Annotated in this window: 16 protein-coding genes; 9 read left to right on the plus strand and 7 right to left on the minus strand. The window is 59.4% G+C overall.

Annotation, left to right across the window (positions count from 1 at the left end):
• Positions 1–20: 20 nt before the first annotated feature.
• Positions 21–1,691, plus strand: a complete 1,671-nt coding sequence (locus IH881_03575; protein MCH7866750.1) for a glycosyltransferase family 39 protein — start codon at positions 21–23, stop codon at positions 1,689–1,691.
• Here the strand turns inward: IH881_03575 and IH881_03580 are convergent.
• The 3 genes from IH881_03580 to IH881_03590 all read right to left on the minus strand — a co-directional run bounded on the left by IH881_03580 (position 1,688) and on the right by IH881_03590 (position 7,323).
• Entirely contained in the window at positions 1,688–3,640 is a 1,953-nt protein-coding gene (locus IH881_03580) for a M28 family peptidase (GenBank protein ID MCH7866751.1), read from the minus strand. The two genes, IH881_03575 and IH881_03580, sit on opposite strands and share 4 nt — an antisense overlap.
• Positions 3,641–3,906: 266 nt before the next feature.
• Positions 3,907–4,611: a lysophospholipid acyltransferase family protein gene (locus IH881_03585; GenBank protein ID MCH7866752.1), complete on the minus strand. Its 705-nt coding sequence runs from the start codon at positions 4,609–4,611 to the stop codon at positions 3,907–3,909.
• A 3-nt stretch (positions 4,612–4,614) separates the two neighbouring features.
• Positions 4,615–7,323 (minus strand): leucine--tRNA ligase, encoded by a 2,709-nt coding sequence (locus tag IH881_03590; protein ID MCH7866753.1) that lies wholly within the window; start codon positions 7,321–7,323, stop codon positions 4,615–4,617.
• A gap of 103 nt (positions 7,324–7,426) precedes the next feature.
• On the opposite strand from IH881_03590, the gene IH881_03595 reads away from it, so the two are divergent.
• Both IH881_03595 and IH881_03600 read left to right on the plus strand, forming a co-directional pair.
• Positions 7,427–8,236: a kinase/pyrophosphorylase gene (locus IH881_03595; GenBank protein ID MCH7866754.1), complete on the plus strand. Its 810-nt coding sequence runs from the start codon at positions 7,427–7,429 to the stop codon at positions 8,234–8,236.
• A gap of 73 nt (positions 8,237–8,309) precedes the next feature.
• On the plus strand, positions 8,310–9,188 hold the full coding sequence (locus IH881_03600; GenBank protein MCH7866755.1) for an NTP transferase domain-containing protein: 879 nt from the start codon (positions 8,310–8,312) through the stop codon (positions 9,186–9,188).
• Positions 9,189–9,200: 12 nt separating this feature from the next.
• Here IH881_03600 and IH881_03605 read toward each other — a convergent pair whose 3' ends face one another.
• From IH881_03605 to IH881_03615, 3 genes are all read right to left on the minus strand, one after another.
• Positions 9,201–12,254 carry an MMPL family transporter gene (locus IH881_03605; GenBank protein MCH7866756.1) on the minus strand — a complete coding sequence of 1,018 codons (3,054 nt, stop codon included), beginning with the start codon at positions 12,252–12,254 and terminating at the stop codon, positions 9,201–9,203.
• A 129-nt stretch (positions 12,255–12,383) separates the two neighbouring features.
• A complete protein-coding gene (locus IH881_03610) occupies positions 12,384–13,898 on the minus strand; it encodes a hypothetical protein (protein MCH7866757.1) in 1,515 nt (504 codons plus the stop codon).
• A gap of 129 nt (positions 13,899–14,027) precedes the next feature.
• Positions 14,028–14,600 carry an NYN domain-containing protein gene (locus IH881_03615; GenBank protein MCH7866758.1) on the minus strand — a complete coding sequence of 191 codons (573 nt, stop codon included), beginning with the start codon at positions 14,598–14,600 and terminating at the stop codon, positions 14,028–14,030.
• A gap of 633 nt (positions 14,601–15,233) precedes the next feature.
• Here IH881_03615 and IH881_03620 point away from each other — a divergent pair.
• From IH881_03620 to IH881_03635, 4 genes are read left to right on the plus strand one after another with little or no spacing between them, the layout of a single operon-like run.
• Complete coding sequence (locus IH881_03620; protein MCH7866759.1) at positions 15,234–16,985, plus strand: FAD-binding protein; 1,752 nt, start codon at positions 15,234–15,236, stop codon at positions 16,983–16,985.
• On the plus strand, positions 16,985–17,746 hold the full coding sequence (sdhB, locus tag IH881_03625) for a succinate dehydrogenase iron-sulfur subunit (GenBank protein MCH7866760.1): 762 nt from the start codon (positions 16,985–16,987) through the stop codon (positions 17,744–17,746). The genes IH881_03620 and sdhB overlap by 1 nt, the downstream gene beginning before the upstream one ends.
• Positions 17,747–17,748: 2 nt before the next feature.
• The gene (locus IH881_03630; GenBank protein ID MCH7866761.1) at positions 17,749–18,186 is read left to right on the plus strand and encodes a hypothetical protein; all 438 of its coding nucleotides are present in this window, start codon (positions 17,749–17,751) and stop codon (positions 18,184–18,186) included.
• On the plus strand, positions 18,186–18,545 hold the full coding sequence (locus IH881_03635) for a hypothetical protein (GenBank protein ID MCH7866762.1): 360 nt from the start codon (positions 18,186–18,188) through the stop codon (positions 18,543–18,545). Before IH881_03630 ends, IH881_03635 begins: the two co-directional genes overlap by 1 nt.
• A gap of 63 nt (positions 18,546–18,608) precedes the next feature.
• Here IH881_03635 and IH881_03640 read toward each other — a convergent pair whose 3' ends face one another.
• Entirely contained in the window at positions 18,609–19,460 is an 852-nt protein-coding gene (locus tag IH881_03640; protein MCH7866763.1) for a hypothetical protein, read from the minus strand.
• 215 nt (positions 19,461–19,675) lie between these two features.
• Between IH881_03640 and pabB the strand changes: the two genes are divergently transcribed.
• Together pabB and IH881_03650 are read left to right on the plus strand one after the other, a co-directional pair.
• Positions 19,676–21,256 carry an aminodeoxychorismate synthase component I gene (gene pabB, locus IH881_03645; GenBank protein ID MCH7866764.1) on the plus strand — a complete coding sequence of 527 codons (1,581 nt, stop codon included), beginning with the start codon at positions 19,676–19,678 and terminating at the stop codon, positions 21,254–21,256.
• Positions 21,253–21,906 carry a hypothetical protein gene (locus tag IH881_03650; protein ID MCH7866765.1) on the plus strand — a complete coding sequence of 218 codons (654 nt, stop codon included), beginning with the start codon at positions 21,253–21,255 and terminating at the stop codon, positions 21,904–21,906. Before pabB ends, IH881_03650 begins: the two co-directional genes overlap by 4 nt.
• The last annotated feature ends 31 nt before the right edge of the window (positions 21,907–21,937 follow it).

A 21,937-nucleotide genomic window follows, 5' to 3' on the forward strand; every position in this document is an offset into this window, starting at 1 on the left:
ATCCGTTACCCTCGCCCCCAATGAAGGCGAACTCGAGCCCCAACGCTTTTATCTTCCTGGACGAGCCCGCCTCGCATCCCGATCAGCAAGAACTGCAAATGGTCGGGGGCATCTGGTTCGCAGCCTTGATGCTGCGGCTCTTCAATTTGCTGGAGATCCGAACTTCCGACCCGTTCTTTCAGCAGCCTTCGGTCGATCCGCTCTTCTATCACACCTGGGCGACTCAGATCTCGGCAGGTGACTGGCTGGGCGAAGGTGTGTTCCTCCAGGGCCCTCTCTACCCGTATCTTTTGTCATTGCTCTACACCCTCACGGGTCCCGGTCTTTATCTGCCTCGCTTCCTGAACTGCGTCATCGGTTCATTGACATGCGTGTTGGTATGGCGGATCGCTCGCGAATTTTTCGGCAGACGTACGGGTCTGGTCGCCAGTGCGATTGCAGCGATCTACGCGATGTTCATCTTTTACGAAGGCAGTCTGCTGATCGTCAACATTTTGCTGCCACTCAATCTATGGGTCGTTTGGTGCGGCATGCGCGCAATGGAAGCACCGAGCAACGGTCGTTGGCTCGGCCTGGGCATGCTGATCGGTCTGACGGCTCTCGCCCGCCCCAATATGTTGCTCTACGGCCCAGCGGCCTTGGTCTTGCTCTTCGCGTTGTTGCCCAATGCGCAGGGTCTGTCGCGCAGGTTCGTTCTGGCGGGGTGTTTGTTGGCGGGAATCGGCACGACTGTCTTTCCCGCCACCTTGCGCAATTACGTCGTTACCGGCGACCGGGTGCTGGTTTCTGCATCTGCGGGCATGAATTTCTTCAATGGCAACAATCCGGATGCGAACGGAACTCACAATGTACCGCGTATATTCGATCGCTCGACGGCCGATCATCCTCGAGAACAGAACTTGATCTACCAGGCCTATGCCGAGCACGAGTTGGGAAGGACACTTCTGGCCTCCGAGGTGTCGACCTATTGGATGGGCCGGGGGATCGATTATGTCATTGCAAATCCAGCCGAATGGTTGCGGCTTACGGGACGCAAGTTTCTCTACTTCATCAATGCCCACGAAATTTGGAACAACCGTTCCTATACGGTGACGCGTCAGTTCTCCTGGGTGTTGCGCCTGCCGTTGATCGGCTTCGGATTGGTGGGGCCGCTGGCGATGTTGGGCTTTGTCGTCACCGCCAACCGATGGCGAAAACTCGCGCCGCTGTACGCCTTGATCGGGGTTCATCTCGCAACCTGCCTGATCTTCTTCGTGCTTTCCCGCTACCGCATTCCCGCCGTCCCCGTGTTGATCATGTTTGCAGCGGCGGCCTGCGTCTGGCTCTTCGACGCGATGCGCGCGCGTCGAACCTCTTTTGCAATCGCGTTGGTCGCGTTGCTAGGGGCTGCGGGGGCCTGCAACGTAGATCTGCGAAATGAAGACTTGTCGGTCGCCTACTACAACCTGGGCAACCGGTACCGCCTGTCGAATCAGCACGAAAAAGCGATCGACCAATATCGCGAGTCACTGAGGATCGACAGCCAATACATCTCCGCTCGAAACAACCTCGCGATCTCGCTGGAATTGAGCGGCAATCATCACCAGGAGGCGATCGACGCCTGGCGCGCTCTCGGTGAGATGGGTCGCAAGCGGGGACTCAGTCGCTACGTCGAGAGAGCCGAACGGCACCTGCGCGTCTTGGACCACTAGTCGTCCTGCCCGTGCGGGTCCGCAGGTTCCGAACTCGCCTCTACATTCTTCGGACCGCTCGCCTTCCCCCTGCGTCCGAGGGTGGCAGTCAAGGTCAGCGTTTCACCGCCCCGAAGTACTACGATCTGGATGATTTCGCCGGGGCGATGATCACTGAGAACAAAGGTCATGTCGTAGAGGTTGTGGATTTCAGTGCCCGCCATTTCGATGATGCGATCACCCCCGGCGATTCCCGCACTGTCCGCCGGCCCCCCCGGCCGCACCGCCGACAGCAGCACACCTCCATCGGCACTCGTCATCGCCGAGTAATCGGGAATGCTGCCGAGAAATGCGCCAAAGTTCCGGCTGTCTCCGGCCATCGTGGCTGCGCTGGACGAGGCTTGATAGGCCAGCGGTTCTGTCCGGTGAATCAACTGGCCGAGGACGTCGCCGAGAAACTCCGCGATGCGAGCGCCGCCGGAGATGTTCAGCCGGTCGATGTCGTCGTCGGGGGTGTGGTAATCGGAATGGGACCCGGTAAAGAAATGAACCACGGGGACGCCGTTTGCGTAGAAGGACATCTGGTCGGATGGGCCATACCCGTCGCCCCCCGCAAGCAGATCGAGTCCGCGCTCTTGTGCGAGTGGTGCGAGGATCGGCTTCCAGTCCGGAGACGAATCTGCACCCATCGCGTGGAGCTTTTCTTCGCGCAGTCGTCCCACCATGTCGAGGTTGACCATGGCCATGGTTTTTTCCATTGGGAAGACGGGGTGGCGCACATACCACCCCGAGCCCAGAAGTCCGGCTTCTTCGCCGCTAAATCCCACGACGACCAGGCTGCGCCGCGGTTTCTCCTCCCCCGCGCTGTCGTCCTTGATGTTTTGCATTAATCCGGCGACTCCGCAAATCATCGCGGCAACCCCCGAGGCGTTGTCATCGGCACCGTTGTGAATGGCATGGTTGTCGATGGCAAGAGAATGCGCTCCACCGCGGCCGAGATGATCGAAGTGCGCACCGACGACGATGGCCTCGGCCGCCAGATCCCCGTGACCGGGAACGATTCCGATGATGTTCGCGACTTCTGTGTAACGGGACTTCAAGTCGGTTCTTCCTGAAATCCGCAAGCCCGCTAGATCTCGAGAATGGGGTCGATAATCCGCATCGATCGCCGCGTGCAACGCACCCAGTTCGAGTCCAGCAAGTGCCAACCATACTTGCGCGAGCTTGCGACTGACCTGCAGGACCGGGATCCCGGCATTCGCAGCCGAGCCGCGGTGGTTTACGCGCGGCAGTCGGTCTTCGTCGTCGCCCGGCGGCGAGACAAAGATCAATGCAACGGCTCCGGCCTGCCGAGCTTTGAGCGCTTTGTAGCGAAGATCAGAAAAACGGCTCGGTCGCTTGCCGTCGAATGGACTGTCGGGGTCGGCTTCTCCCGGTTCGTACCGCATCGCCAATACGACCTTGCCCTGCAGGTCTAGTCCCTCGTAGTCGTCGTAGTCCAACGGTTCGGCGACCAGGCCGTAACCGACAAAGGCCAGGTCGCCCTCAAAAATGGCGGACGAGGAAATGCCCAGTGGCATGAAGTCGGTTTTGATGTTCGCCAGCCCCGTCGTTTCGCTTCGAGCTTGTCGCCAACTCAAAAGATTATGAGGTCCAGACTTGATCCCAGTGACGGCTTGAAAACCCTGCCGGTAGCTGCGAGAAAAAAGGGCGTTGTTGAATGGGCTGAGCCCCAGCGCGGAGTAGAGTCGTTCGAGATAATCGCCAGCCCCACGCAAGCCCTCGCTCCCCAACCCGCGGCCCCCGAACGCATCGTCCGCGAGGGCACCGGCGATTTCGCGAAAGCAGTCGGCGTCCGGCGCCAATTGGACCTTTGGGGGCGAGGTACAACCCAGCAATCCGAGAGCGATCGAGAGGGCGCAGAGAACCTGTTGAACTGCAATTCGGGGGCGTGGGGTAGGTGAAAACATTGCGGCAGAGTCTAATCGAGGGAGTTTGGTGCCGCTTTGGTGAATGCGGCGTCGGGTATTTCTGAAGTTCGGAAGCGCCAGAATCGGCGAGAGGTGAACGCAGGCGAATGGCTCGCAAGAGTTTCGGTCGTGGGAGTTTGTTGTGGCGATTCGGGTTCTAAGATTTTGGGAGTCGGTGCGTGGCGGGTCGCTGCGCTTTACTTCGCCTGAGTCCACCTCTCGCCGATTCTGGCTTTAGGTGGTGCGTCGGGGATGATCAATCGGATTTATTTTGTGTGGGGGGGGCGGTTGGGGTCTATTAGGCCGTAGCGGTCGTCGGCTTCGTCGGTCAGGCGGTTTAGTTCGCAGTCGAGTTGTTGGCGGATTACTTCTTCTTCGTCGGGTTTGGCGTCTCGGGGCACATGAATTGGGGATCCGAAACTGCATAGGACTCGGGCGAACGGGAGTGGGAGCAGGGTGCCGTCCCAGCTGCGGAAGCGGATGCAAGGTTTGGCCGAGAAGCCCAGGGGTGAGATCGGCCGACCCGTCCGACGTGCCAGGCTCACCATCCCGTGCTTGGAAACCCGCGCCGGTCCGCGCGGACCGTCGGTTTGAATGGAAATCGTGAATCCCTCTTCGACCATGTTCACCAGCGCGCGCAGGGCCGAAGCGCCGCCCCGTGAACTCGAACCGCGTGGGGGCGTCGCGTAACCGAGTCCAAGCAAGAGTTGCGTGATGAGGTCACCGTCGCGACTGCGGCTCACCGGAACGCTGAACCTGCGGTCGCGAAACATGAACGCGGCGATCAGGGCATTGCGGTGCCAGAACGCGCCGAGATGTGGGCCGGACCGATCGACGAATGGATCGGGACCCTCGACCGATATTCGCCACGTAGCCCCGAGCATGCGAAGAAATATCGTGGCAATGCGACTGGCCAGAAAGAGTGCGGCGCGATTTTCGGAGAGTGCTTTTCCGAAGCGCAAGCGGGCCATGAATCAGCCTACGATATTGACGAGGCGTCCGGGGACGACGATCACCTTCTTGGGATCGCGGCCGTCCAGGTGCTTTTGCACCTTCTCCGATGCCAGAGCGACTTTCTCGATCGCTTCTTTCGAGGCGTCCGCCGGCACCTGAATTTCGTCTCGCTTCTTTCCGTTGATCTGCAGGACCAAAGTGATCGTGTCGTCGTGCAACAGCGCTTCGTCCGCCTTGGGCCAGGGCGCGAACGCGATGGTGTTTTCGTGGCCGAGTTCGCGCCAGAGTTCTTCGGCGATATGGGGCGCCATCGGCGCGAGCAGCAACACCATGGCCTCGGCCGATTCACGCGCACAGGTCGTGCCTTTGTCTTTGTTGAAGTCTTTGTTGAAGTCTTTGCTGAGGTTCTTGCCGAGATCTCGCACCAAAATCATCAACTTGGAGATGGCGGTGTTGAAGCGCAATCCCTCGATATCCCTGGTAACGCCATCGATGGTCCTGGCGACGAGCTTGGCCTCGTCTTCGCTGCCGCTACCCGCGGTGAAGTCGCGCACGGTGTCGGGCGCATCGCGGTGGTCGCGCATCACCAGTCGCCAGGCGCGCTGAAGAAAGCGAAAGACGCCCATGATCCCTTCGGTCGACCAGGGCGCGGCTTTGTCGAGCGGGCCGATGAACATTTCGTAGAGTCGCATCGAGTCGGCACCGAATTGTTCGATCACATCGTCGGGGCTGATCACGTTGCCGCGGCTCTTGGACATCTTTTCGACCACGAGTTCCAGTTCGAGATCCGGATAATCGGGGTGGCGAGCCGTGTCATCCCCCGGAAAAACCACGTTCTTGAGTTCAACCCAGCGTGCCTTCAACTCGGTACTGCCATCGGCAGTCGTCACCTTCTCCCCGCCGAGCACGACCTCGCTCGCCGAATAGTGCTTGGCAGTTGCGTCGGGTGCGTCGCTGATATTGTCGTCGTAGTAGCGATAGCTGTTGCCGAGAATCATGCCCTGGTTGACGAGCTTCTGGAACGGTTCTTTGGTGTGGACCAGACCCAGGTCGTAGAAGACCTTGTGCCAGAAGCGAGCGTAGAGAAGGTGCAGTACCGCGTGTTCCGCACCGCCGATATAGAGATCGACCGGCATCCAATACTGTTCAGCTTCTTGCGACCACGGCTGTTCTTGGTTGCGAGGGTCGAGAAAGCGCAGGAAATACCAACAACTCCCCGCCCACTGGGGCATGGTGTTGGGATCGCGCGACAAGGTTTCGCCGGTGTTCGGATCCTGGATCGAGATCCAATCCGTCACGCGAGCCAGCGGTGACTGGAAATCCGTACCGCTCGGCTTGTAGTCGTCGAGTTCGGGAAGTGTCACGGGGAGTTCGCTGTCTGGAACCAATTCGATGTCCCCGTTTTCCCGGTGAACGATCGGAAAGGGTTCTCCCCAATAGCGTTGGCGACTGAAGAGCCAGTCGCGCAGCTTGTAGGTAATGCTGGCCTTGCCGAGCCCGCGTTCTTCCAGCCACTCGTTCATGCGAATCTTGGCGGCCGGAGTATCGAGGCCGTTCAGGAACTCGGAGTTCACCGCGAGGCCGTCGCCGGTATAGGCCGCTTCGCTCAAATCGCCCCCCGACACGACCTCGACGATGGGCAGATCAAAGGTCTTGGCAAAGGCGTAGTCGCGTTCGTCGTGGCCCGGCACCGCCATGATGGCGCCCGTGCCGTAACCCGCCAGAACGTAGTCCGCGATCCAGATCGGAATCTCGAGATCGTTGACCGGATTGCGGGCATATGCGCCGGTGAACACGCCAGTCTTTTTCTCGATGTCCGCCAACCTCGCGCGCTCGCTCTTGCGCTGGCTCGCCTCCACGTACTGGGTGACGGCGCTGCGCTGGGCGTCGCTCACAATCTGCGAAACCAATGCGTGTTCCGGTGCGAGCACCATGTAGGTCGCACCAAAGAGCGTGTCCGGGCGGGTGGTGAAGACTTCGATCGTCGGTGTGTTGGTGGAGTCCGATTCCGAAGCCGATTCCGAAGCCAAGGAGAACTTCACCTCGGCACCCTCGGAGCGACCGATCCAGTCGCGCTGCATCTTCTTGATCGGCTCGGGCCAGTCGAGTCCATCGAGATCCTCGATCAGGCGGTCCGCGTAGCGGGTGATGCGCAACATCCATTGGCGCATCGGAACTCGCATGACGGGGTGGCTGCCAATTTCGCTCTTGCCGTCGATGACTTCTTCGTTGGAGAGCACCGTGCCGAGGGCGGGGCACCAATTCACCGGGACCTCCGCCAGATAGGCGAGATCCTTCTCGTAGAGCTGGCTGAAGATCCACTGGGTCCAGCGCACGTAGTCCGGCGCCGTAGTGTCGATTTCCCGGGACCAGTCGTAACTGAAACCCAGCGAACGAATCTGCCGCCGAAAATTGTCGATGTTGTTTTTTGTCGTGGCGCGTGGATGGGTCCCGGTCTTGATGGCGTACTGCTCGGCGGGCAGACCAAAGGCGTCCCAACCCATCGGATGCAGGACGTTGAAACCGCACATGCGTTTGTAGCGCGAGATTATGTCGGTGGCGGTGTAGCCCTCGGGATGCCCGACGTGGAGCCCGTCACCCGATGGATAGGGGAACATGTCGAGGGCGTAATACTTGGGCTTTGTATGGTCGATCTCGGCTCGAAAGGTTTGGTTTTCGAGCCAGTAGTCTTGCCAGCGCGCTTCGATTTTTTTGTGTTCGTAGGCCATCGGAAAAGGGGAGGGTGCCGAACCTTTGGCCTCCACTCAATGGGGGGGAGGGATGAAGAATGGGGGCTGCTAATGTGGGTGGATGCGATCACGGGAAGAGGCGGTGGGGACGCGGTCTGAGGTGATCGTGGTCTCGGATGGGACAGGGGATACCGCTACGGCGGTGGTAAAGGCTGTGATGCTGCAGTTCCAGACCGACTGGAAGCTGCGAGTATTCGGAGGGATCCGGCATGTTTCCGAAGTGCGCCGGGTTGTCGACCAGGCGGCGGGTTCCAACGCGCTGTTGGTGTTCAGCCTGGTGGACAAGCAAGTGGCTGCGGCCCTGCTGCGCGCGACCGGGAGTCGGGGCGTGCCGACGGTCGATCTGCTGGGTGCGCTAATCGCCAAGGTCGCACAGCATCTTCACGCGGAACCTCGGCTTCAGCCCGGCCTGTTGCACGGATTTACAGACGAGTATTTCGAGCGCATCGACGCCGTCGAGTTCGCGGTGCGACATGACGACGGAGCAAATATCGAAACCCTTTTCGAAGCCGATATTGTGTTGGTCGGGGTTTCGCGCACCTCCAAGACCCCCCTTTCGATGTATCTGGCTCAACGCGGCTTCAAGACGGGAAACGTACCTCTCGTCGCGGGTATGGAACTGTCAAATACTCTGGCGGAGCTCGATTCGCGCAAAGTGTTCGGCTTGATGGTCGATCACGCCACGTTGCTCACGATGCGTATCAATCGACTGAAAGTGCTCCGGGCTCCACCCCACAGCTCGTATACCGATTCCGACGCGGTCGAACTCGAACTGCGAAGAGCTCGCCAAATCTTCCGGGAGCGTCGCTGGCGAACCATCGATATTACCGGCCGGGCGGTTGAAGAGACGGCTGCCCGGGTACTCGACCTCCATGGTGCTCAGTACGGTTGATCGCGTTCGACTTTCGTTTCAACGCAGACGACGATAGACTGCGCCCGCCGATCCTGTGCAGAGGAAAAATTTCATGAGCATTACCACCGCCGTGATCGCAGTTGCGGGCTACGGGACGCGCCTGCTTCCGGCCACCAAGGCCGTTCCGAAGGAGATGCTCCCGATCGTGGATCGTCCGTGCATCCAGCATCTCGTCGAAGAAGCGGCGAACTCGGGCATTACCGATGTCATCCTGATCACGCGCCCCGGTTCCGAGGCGATCGACCAGCACTTTTCGGAATCTCCGGCGCTGGAGGCACATTTGGCCGAACAGGGGAAAGAGGCACTGCTCGAGGTCGTAAAGCGCGTTTCTTCCCTGGCCAATGTCCGCTCGGTGATCCAGGGCGCGGATCTTCCCTATGGCAATGGTTCGCCCATCCTCGCCGCCAAGGATCACCTGACCCCCGGCGAACCCTTCGTCTACATGTTCGGGGATGATCTCGTGCTCTCGGAGGTTCCCGCGGTCAAGCAGTTGATGGACACCTACGACGCTCATAGACCCGCCGCTGTCGTCGCGGTGCAGGAAGTGCCCGAAGAAATGACGAAGGCCTACGGAATTGTCGAGCCCAAGCCGGGCACCGATCCGATGGAGATGAAGTCGATCATCGAAAAGCCGAGCGCAAAAGAGGCCCCGTCACGACTCGCCCAGTTCGGACGCTTCGTGCTGTCGTACAAGGTCGTCGAGATTCTGGAGCAGACTGCCGTCGGCAAGGGCAATGAACTCTGGCTAACCGATGCGATCGCGCGGTTGTGTAAAGAAGACCGAGTTCTGGTGCAAGAGGTGACGGGTACCTGGTACACAACCGGCGATCACTACCAACTCCTCGTGGCCAACATCGAATACGCCCTGGCCGATCCCGAAATCCGACCGCGTCTGGCCGCCTACCTGAAGTCCAAGTCAGCGTCTCTCTGACCCATCGGGCTCCTAGTCGTCCCGCAGGCCCTTCCTTCGTTCCAATTCCTTCTGCCGTTCAATCGCCTCGAGCTGTTCTTCAGAGAGCAGCGCCATAGCGACCTTGGGCCGGGCGATGGAGTAGAACGCGGGGACGACCGTGAGTGCGCCGAACATGTTGATCACCATCAGGATGCTCAACAGTTGGGCCATGTCGGCTTGAAAGCGCAGGCTCGAGAAAGACCATAGGAAAATGCCGCCGACGATCGTGGTCGCCGTAAACGTCACCGCCATACCGGTAGTCCGCACCGCGCGCCGTACGGCTTCGTCGATGTCTGAGGTGGCCACCACCTCGTGGCGGATGCGGTCGACAATGTAGATCGCGTAATCGACGCCAATGCCGACACCCACGGATTGAACCGGCAGGGTGTTGATGTTGAGCCCCATTCCCTTCACGGCCATATAGGCGAGCGAGAGCATGGTCGCGGTCATGATCTGAAGCAGGATGATCGCGCCGCTGGACACCGACTGATACGTCACCGAGTGAAGGACAAAGATGACCACGAAGATCAGGATGATGTTCGCCACATGGCTGCGCTCGACTTCGTCGTTTACCGCGGCGAGAATGCCCATCAGTCCCCCCGCCATCACGAACTGAACGCCCCGGGTCCACGAGTTGGTGGCTTGATACTCGGGTTGGGCGTCGATGGCCTTGAGGTCTTCGACGATCAAGTTCGTGGTCTTCATCGACACTGCGCGAATCCCGAGTTGCTCGCTTTCCCACCAGTAGTCAATGTCCGAAAGCTGCCAGGCTGCAAGATCATCGGGCCAGGCGAAGTGTTCGTCTTCATCTGCATCGAAAAGTTCCTGTTCGTAGTCCTCGATGGCGTACTCGCGGAACTCGTCCATCCAGTCCGGGAGTGCAGAGACAGAGGTGAACTCGTTGACCTCCACTTGATGGTAAGAGCCGTCGTCCTGTCGGATCTGCACTGTGAGGGTGTGGTGTCTCGAGGGCAGGAGCGGCCCGAGCATGTAGAACCAGACATCGGTCAAGGCTTCTGGATCAAAGGCCCCGGCGTTTTTGGCGGCCTTGTCCATGTCGAGTCGGATGATGACTTCGCCCAATGGATTGCGGCGGATGAACTCCTCCGCGGCGTGAATGGTCCGGATGATCGTTTCGCCCTTGTGGTCGCGATAGAAGAAGTTGATCACCGCGTCTTTGCCGTCGTCGGTCATGAACGGCTTCAGGGCGCCCGGAGCCCCGTTGGTTCGCAACTGGAAGATCTGCTGCCGAATGTTCGCCTGATTGTTGGAGACGAATTCCCACTTGGGATCGCCGTAGTGGTTGATGCGCCAGAAGCCCCGAAGCACGGGTACGATCGAGAGACTGGCGCCGAGATCGGTGTACTTGCCCATCCATCTTTCGAATTCTTCCATTCGCAGCACCGGCGTAGCGTCTTCCGCTGCCTTGGGCGTGTCGCCTTCGAGATAGATCTGGAGGGTGTCCACCCCGCCAAATCGATCGGCAATCTTGGCGGTGGCGATGTTCCATTCGTGATCGGGAAACAGCAGTGGAGTTCCGGGCAGGGCTTCGCCGACTTGCGAATACATCAGTGTGATGTAGGTCGAACTGATCAACAGCACAAAAGTCGTCGCAGCGATGTACCACTTGTATCGCGCGTGGGTCGTGATGTAGCCCAGGAAGCGAGTGAAGCGAACCATGAAGCCGGGCAAAAAATGTTCGTGCTCCGCGGGAGCGGGGAGAAAGCAGATCAGCACTGGGTGGAGGATCTCTACGGTGATGATGATCGAGATGACCCAGAAGGCGCCGAACTTCCCGAGATCCTGCATCTGCGGAATCGAAGTCAATAAAATGACGAGCAGTCCCGCTACGTCGGTGATGATGCCCAGTGTGCCGGGAACGATCAGTTCGCTCATCGCCACGGTGGCGGCTTCGACCTTCGCAACTTCGGGGTCGTTGTACACCGGCAGTAATATCTCGTAATCCTCGAAGAACCGTTCGGCCATCTGCACGGTGTGGGAGATCGCCCGGGCGGTGATGATCGAGGGAATCACCAGGATGAGGGGGTCGAATACGATTCCGATCCAGCCCGTAAAGCCGAGGCCCCAGATTGCGGTGGCGAGCGCCGCGATGAAGGGGATGAATACCCCGTGCCAGCGTCGGAAGTAGGCCCATAACAGGCTGAATATCGCCGCGATGGTGAGTAGTAAGAAAAATACGATCTCGAAGGCGTGCTTGAGAATCCAACCGACAAGGATGGGAACACCCGAGACGTAGATCTCGTGGTTTTCGTCTTCGACCTCGGTCTTGATCTGTTGCACCCAGTCAAAGACCGCCATCAAGGTTGGCCGACCACTCATACGGTCGGTGACGAAGCCGGCGGTCATCAGCGCACCCTTCTGGTCCAGTGAAACCAGGCGACCGTAGATATAGGGAGGGTTCTGGCGAACCAAAGCGCCGAAGGCATCCGCTTCTTGCTGGGTTTCTGGCACCTTCTGCATCAAGACGTTGGTCTCGATGTCGCCTGAAGCCTCGATCTGGATGACTCGAGTGTTGTTCGCGGTGACCGAACGGATCTGGTAATGATTGACCGGATAGGGAGGGTAAGTGAGGTCGAGTTGCTTCTGGACTTCTTTGTACTCGAGCCCCTGTTCGTCTAGCTCGTCCCGCAGCGCCTCGCGCTCCCGGGTGTGACTCGGGAACCCTTTTCCGTCCAAGGCCATCGTGATCTGGTGAATCTTGGCGATCGTCACCGGGTTGAAGATCGTTCCATCTTTGACGACGAGAGCGATCGCGACGGTCGAGGAACCACCAAAAATTCCCGCGAACTTGTCCTGGGCACGAATGTAAGGATGGTCGGGCCACTGGGAACGCGCGATGGTGTCGATCTTTACTGCGGGCCCGGGAAGCGGCATGCCGATCGCGGTCAAGGCCGAGTTGAGAATTGGGTAGAAGAAAAACCCGGTGGAGATGATCAACAGAATCGCGATCACGCCACGGCGGCGCACCACCAGCTTCGCAAAGCGAAGTGTCAACGGTCCCTGCGAGCCAGCTGCCTGGGTCATTGATTCCTCTTTGCCGATGTTACCAATCTACGGACTCGCATCCGACCCATGGCGTCGAAATGATCTGACGCTCCTCCGTAGTGGAACGAACAATCGTGGATTGAACAAACGTGGAACGAACAAACGACCTCAGGTTTCGGGTGGTGTTTCATACAGCTGGAAGAGATGCGCCGACCCAGTGCTCCGGATCAGAATCGCTCGAGGATCCTGCAGCAAATACTGATAGATCGCATCCTGGGAACGACGCAGAATTACCCAATCGCTTCCGAGGCCTTCTCGAATGGCGCTCACGGGGTCTCGCGGAGGCCGCGCTCCGCCCGTCAGGCTGTTCCACAGCTCGAATCGCTCCGGGTCAGAATAGGCAAGGTAGTGCGGATCGAGACCGTTGACGTAGCGAAAGTCGGTGGAGTGCCACAGCAGATATGGAAAGTCATCCCAGTAGGCATTGAAGATGAGGCTTCCAGGAGCGGCATGCTGGTCCAATGCAGCCACGATGCCCTGGTAGATTTGGAATCGCGATTTTGGGAGGTTGTCGAAAAGATCCAACGCCCCGCCAATGCGCATGACACCGACACTCACTGCGACCAGCCCGACTACCCAACGCAGGCGGGGCCAGGCCGATGATAGATAGGGAGACCAAAGGACCGCTGCAGTGAGGATCGCGGTGGGTACGTAGTATTCCGAGAACCGATAGGCAAATTTGTAGAGAACTAGCGTGAAGAGAGTAAATGCCAGGAGCGTGAATACTTGTGGGCGTTTGAGCAATTCACGCTGATAACAGATGGACATCGCGATGCCTGTGAGGAGCAGCCAATGTGATGCCCAAGCTTCGGAGTAGATCAGCGCCCAGGTATTGCTATCCCACTCAGGGCCCACTTGAAGGTTCTGCGGATTCAGGACTTTGAACGCAGTGTGGAACCACAGGTATTCGATGTTCGAGGGGAACCAGGGGTTGATCACCAGCGCAGCAGTAAAACCTGTAGCCACGGCAAGCAACAGGTCCCATCGCCAATGATGTAATCGCAACCCGCTCGCCAGAAAATAGATCGCGACCGGAATCAGTACGATCAACGCACCGTGATAGGACTGCAGGAATACGAACGCGACGAGCGCAAGCCACCGAAAGCGCTGCTGGATGAGCAGAACGAGAAAAATCAGCAAATAGACGATGGCGATATTCTGCGCCCGCAACATGAGCAGACGTGAAAGAAAACTCGTACCGCCCGCGAACAACAGCACTGTCCAAAGTACCGGCCAGGTCAGGCCCAAGCGCCGGCAAGCGAGGTAGAACGCTGTCGGCACGAGCGTCGCATTGAACACGAGCGCCCACTTCAAACCAGTGAGTTCGTTCCTGATCCAACCGAAAGGCGCTAGCAGCAGATGCCAAAGCCAATGATGATCGGGTCCGGCTTCGCCGAGAATGGTCAGGGGCAGCCAGGTGATATCGATCACCGGGCCAGTCTGTGCCATCAACCGAGCGATCTTGAAGTGATAGAAAGCGTCGATCGAGTAGATCCCGTTGGCCGGCAATATCTTCAGAGCAAAAAGTAGAGTGAATGCGCCGCCGACGGCTGCGGTCTCCAGAGCCAGCCGCCTCGTGGAACATGGTGCGTCTGGCTCACTGCCGCGATCGTTCGTTTTCACTGTTACCGAAGTCTCGTACGACACTGCGATTAAGCTCCTGGTCGAGATCCCTGGCAGCCTGGACTCGGCAACCCCAAATGTCAACTCGCTCCAAATTCGAGTAGCTTTCTTCGCACGAAGTGTCGTCGATCACGACTTCGTTGGCGCGCAGTGTCCCAGAAACAGTCGTGGTGAAACGACCGCCGCACCGTGATGGCGGACCCGGCCAGTCAGCTGTCTGTCGCCCGATACGACGGCAATCGTGTTGGGGTCCGGCGCCCCGCGCACGTGCTTTACGATCCAGTCATCGGCGGAGGGTGCAAACTGGAGCGTTACCTTGGGATGATCGCCGCGCTCCGGTTCCTCCGGCGCACGAGAGCCATCGAACACGAGCCAGATCTCAGCGTGAGGATCCGGGAAGCGCCTGGTGAAAGCGACCAGGCGCTCTCGCATCGTGTTGGACCAGAAGGGTTTCTGGCCGGTAGGTTTGGCTTCGCTATCTGCGAAGCTCGAGCGAAACGGCGCGCAGTGCAGGACGTTGTAGCCGTCGACGAGCCACTCTCTTGCGCCTGGAAGGGGATCGAGTCCCCGGGGAGACTCATCCCGGGCATCCGTCCTGCTGGGTGAATGGGGTGCTCCTGGTGTAGCGAGAGGTATGTCTTTCGATCTGCGCGTGGCGAATCTCCCTGCAGTCCATTGGGGACGCGATGCGAGTTTCTTCACGGTATCGGGTCAACGAATCGGGGTCGAGTTGATGGGCCCGAGAATGTACCCGGGTCGGCGCAGACTGTGAAAACGATTGGCTCGCTTCGGCGAGTGCCGCCCAGCCGAGCCCAAACAGCACAAAGCCCGCCATCACCACGAGCGCCTGAACCGCACCCGCAGTCGCTTCGCGAACCGCAACGAGGGAACTCCACTCCGAAGGTTGCTGTCGATCTCCAGAATATCGCACGGCGGTCTTCTCCTCCTGTGTAGATGAATGAAGACAGCCTGTGACCCGCGTGTGACGGAACCGGTCACACGCGCAAAAAATGACGAAGCATTCCGAGATTCCAAAAATTTGAGCACTACAGCATTGGTTCCCATCTCCTTTGGGCTGAGACGGTGCTGAGGTTGTACCGAGCGATACACCAGCCTCGAAAATCCAGACAGATTTTCTATCCGTTCGAGAAGTGATCAGAATGTCAAGCAGGTTTTCGTCAAAGTTGCGATCGCCAGAGGCAAATTCTAAATCTCGATATTCCCCACTCGCGTGCGGATCGTGTAACCTGCCGAGCCAACCAAACCTGCGATGCACCAACCCTTGTGATGAAACTCGCAGTGGGTCGTGATCAGGGGCGGTGCTCGTGAACCAACATGAAAATTGACGCGTTGGGTGGAGATCGCGTGGTTGAAGTCACTCGACATGACATCGTTATTGTAGGCGCCGGCGCCGCAGGTTTGCGCGCGGCGATCGCCGTCGCTGAAGCGGATCCGACGGCATCGATCGGCCTGGTTTCGAAGGTCTACCCGATGCGGAGCCACACGGTTTCCGCCGAAGGTGGTGCTGCGGCAGTTGCGCGGGAAGACGACGACTTCGAGTCGCACGGTTTCGACACGGTCAAGGGTTCCGATTTCCTCGCCGACCAAAACGTCATCAAGTACTTTGTCGAAGAAGCGCCCAAGGAACTCGCGCTGCTCGAAAACTGGGGCTGCCCCTGGAGCCGCAACGACGACGGCTCGGTCGCCACCCGGGCCTTCGGTGGCATGACGGTCAAGCGCACCTGGTACGCCACCGACAAAGTCGGCTTCCACATGCTTCACAGTTTGTTCCAGCATTCGATGCGCTTTGACAACATCGTTCGCTACGACGAATTCTTCGTCACCAAGCTTCTCATCGACAATGGCCGCGCCTGCGGTGTTGCGAGTCTGGATATTCGCACCGGCGAGATGAAGGCAATTCTGGGACGCGCGGTGATAATCGCGACCGGTGGTGCGGGCAAGGTCTTTCCGTTTACCACCAACGGCATGATCAAGACCGGTGACGGCATGTCGTTGGCTTACCGCGCCGGAGTCGCGCTCAAGGACATGGAGTTCGTCCAGTATCACCCGACCGGGCTTCCGGGTACCGGCATCCTGATTACAGAAGCCACTCGCGGTGAGGGCGGTTATCTGCGCAACAGCGAGGGCGCACGCTTCCTTGTCGACTACGACTACGGGGTCGGGAAGAAGGCAGAACTCGGACCGCGCGACATGATCTCCCGCGCGATCATCCAGGAATTCGAAGCGGGTCGTGGCATGCCGGACAAGTACGGCGAACACGTGCATCTCGATCTCACGCATCTGGGCGAAGACGTCATCATGTCGAAGATCCCTTTCGTGCGAGAACTCACAAAGACCTACGTGGGAATCGACCCGGTCCACGAACCCATTCCGGTGCGCCCGGTGCTCCACTACATGATGGGTGGCATCGATACCGATATTACCGCCGCAACCAGCTTGCCCGGACTCTATGCCGCGGGCGAGGTTGCGTGTGCATCACTCAACGGCGCAAATCGGCTGGGTTCGAATTCTTTGACCGAGTGCCTGGTCTTCGGTGCATCGGCGGGGCGCAACGCGCTCGAATATGCCAAGGGATCCGACGCGGGCAACGAAGCTGCGCTCACCGGGGAAGCGAAGGAAGAGGCGGCTCGTGTCGAAGCTTTCAGGGGCAGCAACCGCGGAGAAGAAAAGCTCTCCGGCCTTCGCAAGGAACTCAACCTTGCGATGGAAAAGGGCTGCGGTGTCTATCGCGAGCATGAAACCATGCAGGTGTGCGTTGACGCTGTAGATGCAATCAAGGGCCGCGCCGCGCACCTCAAGCTCGACGATCCGAGCAAGGTATTCAATACCGAGTTGATCGCTGCCCTGGAGCTTCAAGCTTTGATCGACGTTGCCGAGACCCTGGTGAATTCCGCGATACTGCGCAAAGAGTCTCGCGGCGCCCATACTTGTCGCGATTACCCGACCCGCGACGACCAGAACTTTCTCCATCACTCACTCGCCTTCTACCAGTCCGACGCGCGGCCGCGGATCGACAAAAAAGAAGTCACCCTGGGTCATTGGATTCCTGAGGAGCGCAAGTATTGATGAGTGGAGAGCTGACCAAGACGATCGTCATCACCCGTTTTGATCCAGACAAGGACGAGGTACGACGAACCCAGGAATACACGATTCCGGTTCAAGAAGACTGGATGATCCTCGACGCGATCAACTACATCAAGGACGAGGTTGATCCGACCATCTCCCACCGCTGGTCGTGTCGCATGGCCGTCTGCGGAAGCTGCGGAATGATGGTAAACGGCGAACCGTCGCTCACCTGCAAGGTGGCGATTTCGGGTTTCGGCGACCGCATCGTGATCGAGCCGTTGGCCAACTTTCCCGTCGTGCGCGACCTGGTCGTCGATCTCGACGGATTCATGGACAAGTTCAAGAAAGTAAAGCCCTGGATCATACGCGCCAAGGAAGAAGCCGCGAGCGAGTCGTTCAACGAAAAAGGCACCTACTCCCAGACTCCCGATCAACTCGGCGTCTTCAAGCAGTTCAGCATGTGCATCAACTGCATGCTTTGTTATTCCGCTTGTCCGGTGGTGGCCAACGAGCCCGATTTCCTCGGTCCAGCGGCGATCGCCCTGGGCCATCGGTACAACCTCGACAACCGCGACGAAGGCAATGACGAACGCAATGAGATTTTTCGCGGCGAGGGTTCGGTGTATTCCTGCTCTTACGCCAACGAGTGCAGTGACGTCTGTCCCAAGAATGTCGACCCGGCGGCCGCGGTCAACCAGGCGAAGTTCGGCGCCGTCATCGACTGGGCCAAGGGCTTCGTGATACCCAGGGGAGGGGAGTAGCGATGGCAGGCCCCGCACATCCCGACGCCATGGGCCCGCCCACTCCCGGGCGCACCCGCACGGCTCCCCCCGAAATGCCCACCACCTGGTGGACCGCTCCCGGCATCCGAACCTACTTGCTGTTCGATGCAACGGGGTTCATCTACGTCTTGCTCGGTTTTCTCGCCATACGCTTGATCTGGGCACTCGGCGAGGGGCCCGAGGCCTGGAACGCCGCGATCGAAACACTTAAGCACCCGCTCTACATCGGGTTCCACGTTCTGGCGCTGGTGTCGGTGATCTTTGTCGGGGTTCGCTTCTTCAGCCTGTTCCCGAAAGCGCAACCACGCGACCACGGTATTCCGATGCCCCCCGATTTTGTCATCAAAGGGTTGCTCTACGCCGTATGGATTGCGGTGACGGTCGCCTTTTCGGCGGTACTCGCGGGAGTCATTTTCTGATGAAGACGTTTCTCTTGCGCATCGAACCCATCATCTGGTTTCTCTTTGGTCAGGGAATCCTGATCGGCACCATCTTGTTGACGGGTTGGGTTCTGGTCGTCGGCCTGCTCATGCCCCTGGAGATCGTTTCCGCGGAAGCGTTGAGTTACGAGCGCGCACACATGCTGGGTTCGAACATTCTGGGCCGCTTGCTACTCGCCGCGCTGCTCGTGCTGCCACTCTGGAAGGGAGTGCATCACATTCGCTCGATTGCCCTGGATTTTGGGGGTGGCGAGCGCGATGCAGCGGTGGGGGCGCTTCTCTATCTCGTTGCGTCGGCGGGATCAGTCCTGGCCATTCTGGCCGTCGTTCGACTCTAGCTTCCACTTGCCTCGGTTGTTTTTGTGATGTTGTTGCGAGGGTGGAGTCAGCCGAACTCGGGCCTATTGAAAGTCAGCGAGCCAGGTGGAAAGAGCGACGTTGAAGCCAGCGGCATTGCGGTGGCCGCCGCCCCCCAGATTGGCGGTGATCTGAGAAACGTCGAGGTCTCCGATCGAGTAGAGCGTGGCGTGCACCTGGTCTCCAGTGATGCGGTAGACACAACCCCAGGCGAGTCCGAAGGCTGAGCGTTTGGCGAGTTCGTGGCCGATGGCACTGCGATTGCTCGTGGCATTCACCGCTTCGACGCGATCATTCCCGATACAAATCGTGTGTCGATGCTGGAGGGCTCGCTGCACTTCCATCTTGTTCGCCCGCACGATCGGCTCGCCGTCGCGCATCAATTCTTCGGGACTGCGTTCGGCGAGTTCATCCCAGGCTTCGAACTCGCGCGGGTAGGAGGCGATCGCGGCATTGACTTCTTCGGAACCCACGAGCTTCCAATTCCACAGGTCCTGGTCCTCGACGTATTCGAGCAGGGAAGGCGGGGCGTCGTCGGGATGAAAATAGTTCCAAGCGAGTACCGCACCCGAGTGGTCGAGATCGAAGTGGATTTCGTGGCCCGCAGCTTCGAGCTGGTTCACGGTCGCGAGATCGGACTGGTAGCGGAGCTTGGCCGAGATGTGGTGGTCGAGCAGGATGATGTGGCCCGCAACTTCCGAGAGTTCTCGCAACTGTTGGTTGTCGACCGCGATGTCGACGAAGACCACCAAAGCGTCTTCGAGTTCATCGAATGGGAGCGGGTCGTCATGGGATCTCCCGATGTAGCGCGCGTCGTCACCCCATGCGCGCCGCACCGACCAGACCGCTCCAAATCCATCCGGGCAACCGGCGTGATAAAAGCAAACTCTCTTCATCAGGCGAGAATACCCGATCGGGGCCTTTCGGCCCGTAATCGACATGTTCGGTCAGATGGCACAAAGTGAGCAGTGCCGTGCAAGGGCCTCGGCGCGACATCGCGGCGGCCGCTCATGATCGGAATTCGAGCAGCGACTTTGGCCCGCAATCCGGGTGCAAGTGGCGGAGGCGTTGCGGTCTGGTAGGTTTTGCTCTCCCCAGGAGATCGTCCCCCATGTCGAAGGTCAGCGCGTTGGAAGTTCGCGAATTGACCGAAATGCCCGAGGTCATTGCGTGCTTTGAAGCGCTGCGATCTGGCCCCTATCCCTGGCTGCTCGACAGCGGAGGCTCCCCCGGCGCTCCTTCCACGGAGATCGCCCGATACTCGTTCATGGGATCGGATCCCTATCTCGTGCTTCGTTCGCGCGGGAAAGAGAATGAGATCGAGTGTCTACGTGACGTCTTTGCTGGTGACGTTCTTGCTGACGCCCTTGGTGATGACGCACGAGTTTTCGAACCAGGCGTGCAACACGTTTCGGGGGATCCACTCGAGATCATGCGCTCGCTGCTTCCTCCGGTTCCCGACTTGGCTGAGCTGAAGGCCCATTTCTCCCGCGTCCCGCCATTTCTCACCGGTGCGGTCGGATACCTGGGATACGAGTTGGCCGAATCGTGCGAGCCGGTACAGCTTACGAGCCGCGACGATTTCGGACTGCCAGATCTGGTTTTGTTGTTCGTCGATCGACTGTTGGTGATCGATCATGTCGCGCAGCGCAGCTACGCAGTTGGATTGGGCATCGCCGATGCGTCAGATGTCGGCGCAGCACGTGGGCGCGCGGTACTGGCGGCAGAATCGATCGCGGATCTCGCCCGCGCGAGTTTACGGAACGGCGCCAGCTCGGCAGCCGGGAGTGAAATCGATTGGTTGCAACGGCGGCAACTCCTCGACTCGCCTCTGCCCGAAGGCGCAAAGGCTCACTTCGACGCAGAGGGCTACGCCGCGGCGGTCGAGGAAATCCGCGAAGAGATCGCCGCCGGAAACGTCTACCAGGCCAATTTGACTCAGCGAATCGATCTGCCCAGTGCCAATCTCGCGGATCAAGGGTGCGACGCAGACATAGGCTGGCGTCTTTATCGTGCGCTGCGCCAGCTGAGTCCGGCGCCGTTCGCCGCGTATCTCGAACTGCCCGAGGTGACGGTGGCGAGCAGCTCCCCCGAGCGCTTTGTGAGCCTCGATCGCGCGGGCCGCGCGGAGAGTCGTCCCATCAAGGGCACCCGGAGACGGGGCGCTTCCAGTACAGAGGACATGCTGCTCGCGAAGGAACTCGAGGGATCCCAGAAGGATCGCGCCGAGAACCTCATGATCGTCGATCTCGTGCGCAACGATTTGGGGCGCGTGTGCGAGACGGGCACAGTGGTTGTACCGGAGTTGATGACCATCGAGCAGTACGCGACGGTCTTTCAGATGGTTTCGACGGTGCGCGGAACCCTGCGCAGCGATTGCGATGCCGCCGATCTGGTGCGCGCCACCTTCCCGCCGGGGTCCATGACCGGTGCCCCCAAGATTGCCGCGATGAAGATCATCGACCGCATCGAACCGGTGCGTCGTGGCATCTATTCCGGAGCCATCGGCTACTTCGACGCCGCCGGCGGGCTCGATCTCTCGGTCGTGATTCGAACCTTGCTGGTGCGCAATGGTCATATCCACCTGCACAGCGGTGGCGCCGTCGTGATCGATTCGGATCCCATGGGCGAATACCGAGAATCCCTCGACAAGATCCGAGCCCTGCTCGCAGCCGCAGCGTGCGGTGAATGAGCAATTCCCCGGTCGCTGAAGATCGATCCGACTGCCGTCGGATCTACGTCGACATCGACGACTGTCTATCCCAGACCGTGGCATCTCTCATCGAGCTGGTCGCCGAGCTTCACGGCCGTCAGGTTGACTATGAACAAGTCACGGAGTTTGATCTGGGCAGGGTGTTTGGGCTCGACCCGGAACAACTCGACCAGTTCTTCGCACACGTCCACGAAGACTCAGTGTTGCGCGACATGGCGCTCATCGAGGGCGCGTCCGCAGCCCTCGCCAGCTGGAGTTCCGCGGGCTACGAGATTCATATCTTGACGGGCCGTCCTCCCACCACCGAAGCCGCGACGCGGGGCTGGCTTGCGGATCACGCGATTCCTCACGCGAGTCTTTCCTTTGTCGACAAATATGGACGCGCGAGTTCGCGGCCCGAAGGCTTCTGCCCACTGACCCTCGACGACGTTGCCAAGATGAAGTTTTGCCTCGCGGTCGAAGACTCACTCGAAGTGGCCGCGTTCCTGGCGGAGCAGTTGGAGATCGACGTCGCCCTGATGGATCACCCCTGGAATCGAGATACCTCGGGTCTTGCGACCTCCGTGCAGAATCGGCTGGTTCGCTGTCGGGACTGGTCCGAGGTAACGCAGCGCTTTGCGGCGCCATGACCCCGCAGTCCCCAGCGACTCCCCCTGATCC

The sequence above is a fragment of the Myxococcales bacterium genome (genome assembly GCA_022563535.1).
GTDB lineage: Bacteria > Myxococcota_A > UBA9160 > UBA9160 > UBA4427 > DUBZ01.